1 protein-coding gene is annotated in these 6,451 nt (G+C 76.7%); it reads right to left on the reverse strand.

The window, feature by feature from the left end; translation table 11 throughout:
• Nucleotides 1-17: 17 nt before the first annotated feature.
• Nucleotides 18-6,434, reverse strand: coding sequence for a type I polyketide synthase (locus AFB00_RS29660; RefSeq protein ID WP_442965895.1), 6,417 nt, complete (start codon nt 6,432-6,434; stop codon nt 18-20).
• Nucleotides 6,435-6,451 lie beyond the last annotated feature (17 nt).

A 6,451-nucleotide genomic window follows, 5' to 3' on the forward strand; every position in this document is an offset into this window, starting at 1 on the left:
GGTTTCACGACACGCTCTCAGGCGCCTGCCGAGCGGCCGAGCTCGTTGTCGATGAAGGAGAACAGGTCCGTGGTGCTGGCCCCGCTCAGCCGGTCACCCACACCGTCGGCGGGCGCGGTCTCCCAGCGGGCCAGCATCCGGCGCAGGCGCGCGGTGACGTCGGCGCGCTCGTCGGCGTCCGGGGCGGCGGCGCCCATGGCCGCCTCGAAGTTCGCGAGCCGGTCGAGCACCGATCCCCCGCCGTCGGGCGACCCGGGGCCGGTCGGCAGCAACTCCGCCAGGTGCTCGGCGACCGCGACCGGGGTCGGGTGGTCGAACACCAGGGTCGTCGGCAGGCGCAGCCCGGTGGCCGCGCCGACCCGGTTGCGCAGCTCGACGGCGGTCAGCGAGTCGACCCCGAGCAGGCGGAACTCCCGGTCGGCGTCGACGGCGTCCGGCGAGGCGTGCCCGAGCACGGCGGCCGCCGCGGTCCGGACCAGGTCGGTCAGCGCGGCGCGGCGGTCGGTCTCGGGGAGGTCGGCCAGTCGCGCGGCGAGGTCGGGGGCCGAGGCCGCCGACCCGGCGGCGGCGCTGCGCCGCCCGCCCCGGACCAGGTTGCGCAGGACCGGGGGCACCGGCCCGGACGGCGCGCCACCGCCCGAGGGCGGTGTGCCGAGCGGCAGGATCAACGCCTCGTCGGAGCCGAGCGCGGCGTCGAACAGGGCGAGTCCCCGCTCGACCGGCAGCGGTGGCATCCCGGCCGCGCCCAACCGGCGGGTCTGACGCTCGCCGAGCGTCGCCGTCATGCCGGCACCCTGTTCCCAGGGACCCCAGGCCAGCGACACCGCGGGCAGGCCGGTGGCGCGTCGGTGCGCGGCGAGCGCGTCCAGGCCGGCGTTCGCCGCCGCGTAGTTGGACTGCCCGGGGCTGCCGATCACCCCGGCGGTGGAGGAGTAGAGGACGAACGCCGCCAGGTCGAGGTGCTCGGTGGCCCGGTGCAGCTCCCAGGCGGCGTCGACCTTCGGGGCCAGGACGGTGTCCAGGCGCTTCGGGGTCATCGCCTCCAGGACGCCGTCGTCGAGGACGCCCGCGGCGTGCACGACGGCGGTCAGCGGGTGGTCGGGGTCGACGCCCGCGACGAGGTCCGCTGCGGCACCGGGTTCGGCGAGGTCGCAGGCCACCACCCGGGCGTCGGTGCCGTGGGCGGCGAGCTCGGCCACCAGCTCGAGTGCGCCGGGGGTGTCCGGGCCGCGGCGGCCGGCCAGCAGCAGGCGGGACGCACCCCGCACGGACAGGTGGCGGGCGAGCTCGGCGCCGAGCCCGCCCAGACCACCGGTGATCAGCACGGTGCCCTCGGGGTCCTGCTCGCGCGGGACGCGCAGCACCACCGCGCCGGCGTGCCCGGCGCGGGTGACGAACCGGAACGCCTCCGGCGCCCGGCGCACGTCCCACGCGACGCGGGGCAGCGGGTCGAGTGTGCCGTCGGCGAGCAGTCCGAGCACGGTCTCGAGCATCGTGTGGATCCGGTCCGGGTCGACGGTGTCGAGGGCGGACGCGGCGTCGGTGGTGCCGGGCTGCCCGACGGGGTCGTCGGTCGGGCCGAGGTCCAGGACCTGCCCGCCCGGCACCGGCAGTCCGCGGGAGGCGTCGGCGAACCCGTCGGTCGGCGCGTGGAGGACGACGTCGATCCCGGCACCGGCGAGGCTCTCGGCGAACGTGGTGTCACGCGGGGAGGCAATGTGGTCGTCGGCGACACCGAGCCCGCGCAGGATGTCCTGCGTGCCGGGGCCCGCGGTGGCGTACACCTCGGCCCCGAGGTGGTGGGCCAGCTCGATGGCGGCCATCCCGACCGCACCGGCACCGTTGTGCACCAGCACCTTCTGGCCCGCCTGCACCCCGGCCAGGTCGACGAGTGCGTAGTAGGCGGTGAGGAACGCCGAGGGCACCGCGGCCGCCTCCTCGAACGACCACCGGTCCGGGATCCGGGCGAGGAGCCGCTCGTCGACGACGCCGACCGGGCCGAACCCGCCGGACAGCATCCCGGCGACCCGGTCACCCGGGCGCAGGTCGGTGACCAGCAGTCCGACGTCGGTGACGACACCGGCCGCCTCGGACCCGAGCCGCCGCGCGTCGCCACGGTGCGCCCCCAGCGCGGTGCGGACGTCCCGGGGGCCGAGGCCGGCCGCGTGCACCCGGACGCGGACGTCGCGTCCGGTCAGCGGCTCGGTCACCTCCGAGCAGGGCACCAGTGCGAGGCCGTCGGCGTTGCCGCCGCCGGTGGCGTCGAGCCGCCACGGGGTGCCGGCCGGCGGTACCAGTGCGGTGCTCGTGGTGAGCGGCGCGATCCGGGCCGGTCGGGGCACGCCGGCGCGGACGGCGACCTGCGGCTCCTCCGGGTCCAGTGCGGCGACGATCTCGGGCAGGCGCGCGGCGGACTCCGGAGCGGAGTCCAGGTCGACGAGCAGCACCCGGTCCGGGTGTTCGGCCTGTGCGGAGCGCGCGAGCCCCCAGACGGCCGCGGCGGCGGGGTCGGTGACGTCGTCGCCGGGGTCGGTCGCGACCGCGCCCCGGGTGACCAGGACGACCCGTCCGGCGCCGTCCCCGGAGACGAGGTCCTGCAACCGCCGGAGCGCGGCGGCGACCAGCGCGCGGGTGTCGCCCGATCCGGCGGGGCCCCCGGCGAGGGGCACGAGGACCGGACCCGTGTCCGCGGTCTCCGCGGCGTCGGCCGGCCCGGCGTCGGCCGAGTCGTCGCGGTGTGCGACGTGGTGGCCCGCGCCGGTCAGTGCCGGGACCAGGTCGAGCGGGTCCGGGCCGAGCACCGTCACCCGCGTCGGGGCGCGGCCGGGGACGGCCGCGCCGGTGACCCAGTCGAGGCGGAACAGCCCGGACAGGTCGTTTCGGCGCGCCGTCGCCGTCGCGGGGTCGGCGTGGCGCAGGGCCAGTGACTCCACCGAGATCACCGGACCGCCGTCGGGGTCGGCGGCGTCCAGGGTGACCTCGTCGCCGTCGCGGCGCCCGATCCGCACACGCAGCGCGGACGCGCCGGAGGCCGCCAGTGTCACCCCGGACCAGGAGGACGGCAGCAGCGCGGTGTCCTCGTCGTCGTGGGCGGAGCGGATGGCGTGCAGCGCGGCGTCGAACAGCGCGGGGTGCAGCCCGAACGCGCCGGCGTCGTCGACCTCGTCCGGGAGCGCGACGTCGGCGAACACGTCCTCGCCGCGGCGCCAGGCCGCGCGCAGCCCACGGAACACCGGGCCGTGCTGCACGCCGGTGTCCGTGGCGTAGAGGTGGTCGATGTCGACCGCGGTGGCGCCCTCGGGCGGCCAGGTCCCGGACAGGTCCGGGTGCGCGGCGCCGCCCGCGGGCGCGCCGCCGGCGAGCGTTCCGGTGGCGTGCCGCACCCACTCGTCGGTGCCCCCGGCCCGGGAGTGGATCCCGATGTCGCGACGCCCGTCGTCGGCGGGGGCGCCGACGCGCAGCTGCAGGTGGGTCGCGGCCGCGCCGTGCAGGACGAGGGGCGCGGCCAGGGTGAGCTCCTCGACGCGCTCGCAGCCGACCTCGTCGGCGGCCCGGATCGCGAGCTCCAGGAAGCCGGTGCCGGGGAAGGCCACGGCCCCGCCGACGACGTGGTCGGCCAGCCACGGGTGGGTCGCGGTGGACAGGGCCGCGGTGAGCACGACGTCGCCGGTGCCGGCGACCGGCACGGTGGCCCCGAGCAGCGGGTGTCCGGCCGGGGTCAGCCCGAGACCGGCCGCGTCGGTCGCCGCGCTGCCGCCACGGGCCCAGAACCGCTCGTGCTCGAACGCGTAGGTGGGCAGGTCGACGCGGGTGGCGCCAGTGAAGAACCGTGCCCAGTCGACGGTGGCGCCTGCGGTGTCCAGGCGGGCGAGCGCGGTGACGACCGAGGTCTCCTCGCCCTGGTCGGGGTGCAGTGCCGGGACGGCGATGTCGGCTCCCGCCCCGGCGGCCAGCGAGGAGAGCGTGGTGTCCGGGCCGATCTCGATCAGGGTGTGCACGCCCTCCTCGGTGAGGGTGGTGAGGGCGTCGGCGAAGCGCACCGTGGCGCGGACGTGCTCCACCCAGTAGGCGGGATCGGTGACGTCGTCGCCGGTGCGCCCGGCAACGGTGGAGATGATCGGGATCTGCGGCGCGGCGAACTCCAGGCCCACCACCACCGCCCGGAACTCCTCCATCATCGGCGCCATCAACGGCGAATGGAACGCATGCGAGGTCGCCAACCGCTTGGTCCGCCGGTCCGCGAACCGGCCCACCAGCGCGTCCACCTCGGACTCCGCACCCGAGACCACCACCGACGACGGCCCGTTCACCGCGGCGATCGATACTCCCCCCGTCAGCAGCGGCGTGACCTCCTCCTCGGTGGCCGCGACCGCCACCATCACGCCACCGGCCGGCAGCGCACCCATCAACCGGGCACGCGCCGACACCAGGGTCGCCGCATCGGCCAGCGAGAACACCCCCGCCACGTGCGCGGCCGCGATCTCCCCGATCGAGTGCCCGACCAGGTGATCCGGGACCACACCCCACGACTCGACCAGCCGGAACAACGCCACCTCCAGCGCGAACAACGCCGGCTGCGCCACACCGGTGTCGTTCAACGCACCGGCATCGTCGGCCCACATCACCTCCCCCACCGCGGGATCCAGGTGCGCACACACCTCGTCGAAGGCTCGCGCGAACACCGGGAACCGCGCGTGCAGCTCACGCCCCATCCCGAGCCGCTGCGAGCCCTGACCGGCGAACAGGACGCCGAGCTGGGCGTCGCGGCGGGCGGTGCCCTGCGCCGCGGCCGGTGCGCCGTCGAGCCAGCCGGACAGGGCCCCGGCCAGCGCGGACGTGTCGTCGCCGACGACGGCGAGCCGGTGCGGGGACCGGGTGCGTGAGGTGGCGAGCGAGTACCCGACGTCCGACGCCGCGGCCGCTGCGCCGTCCAGGGCGCGGTGCAGGCGCCCGGCCTGGGCCCGCAGCCCGGACGCGGTCGGTGCGGACAGCAGCCACGGCACGGTGCGCGCCGGGCCGTCGGCCGGGTCGACCGCCGGGTCGCCGGCCGGGTCGAGGGCCGGGTCGAGGGCCGGTGCCTGTTCCAGGACGACGTGGCTGTTCGTGCCGCTCACACCGAACGAGGAGACCGCCGCGCGGCGCGCCCGTCCGGTCTCGGGCCACGGTTCGGCGTCGGTGAGCAGGCGGACGGCGCCGGAGTTCCAGTCCACGTGGGAGGAGGGCGTGTCCGCGTGCAGGGTCGCCGGCACGGTCCCCCGCCGCATCGCCTGCACCATCTTGATCACGCCGGCGACGCCCGCGGCGGCCTGGGTGTGGCCGATGTTGGACTTCACCGAGCCCAGCCGCAGCGGCTGCGCGGGGTCCCGGTCGCCGTAGGTGGCCAGCAACGCGCGGGCCTCGATCGGGTCGCCGAGCGGCGTCCCGGTGCCGTGCGCCTCCACCACATCGACGTCGGCCGCCCTCAGCCCGGCGGCGGCCAGTGCCGCGCGGATCACCCGCTGCTGGGCACGGCCGCTGGGGGCGGTGAACCCGTTCGACGCTCCGTCGGAGTTGACGGCGCTGCCGCGGACCACCGCCAGCACCGGGTGCCCGCGCCGGCGGGCCTCGGACAACCGCTCCAGCACCAGCACTCCGACGCCCTCGGCCCAGCCGGTGCCGTCGGCGTCGTCGGAGAACGCCTTGCAGCGCCCGTCCGCGGCGAGGCCGCCCTGACGGCTGAACTCCAGCAGCGAGCCGGGCGTGGACATCACGTTCACGCCGCCGGCCAGCGCCAGCGAGCACTCCCCCGCCCGCAGCGCGTGCGCGGCCAGGTGCAGCGCCACCAGCGACGACGAGCACGCCGTGTCCACGGTGACGGCCGGGCCCTCCAGCCCGAAGGTGTAGGACAGCCGTCCGGAGGTGGCGCTGGCGGCGATACCGGTGCCGACGTCGCCGTCCGCGTCGGCCAGGGAGCGGACCACCAGGTAGGCGTAGTCCTGGCCGTTCGTGCCGGTGTAGACGCCGGTCGGGGTGCCGCGCAGCGACGTCGGGTCGATCCCGGCCCGTTCGATCGCCTCCCACGACACCTCCAGCAGCAGCCGCTGCTGCGGGTCCATCGTGCGGGCCTCGCGGGGCGAGATGCCGAAGAAGCCCGGGTCGAAGTCGGCGACGCCGTCCAGGAAGCCGCCCTGTTGGCTGACGCTGGTGCCGCGCTCGTCGACGCCGCCGTCCTGCAGTGCCGACAGGTCCCAGCCGCGGTCGGTGGGGAACCCGGTGACCGCGTCCCGCCCGGACTCGACGAGGTCGGCGAGGTCCTCCGGGGAGTTCACCCCGCCCGGGTAGCGGCAGCCCATGCCGATCACCGCGATCGGTTCGGAGGCGGCCCCGGCGAGGCGCCGGTTCTCCCGGCGCAGACGCTCGCCCTCCTTCATGGAGGCGCGCAGGGCATCGGCCAGCTTGTCCTGGGACGTGG

This window comes from Pseudonocardia sp. HH130630-07 (genome assembly GCF_001698125.1).
Classification (GTDB): domain Bacteria; phylum Actinomycetota; class Actinomycetes; order Mycobacteriales; family Pseudonocardiaceae; genus Pseudonocardia.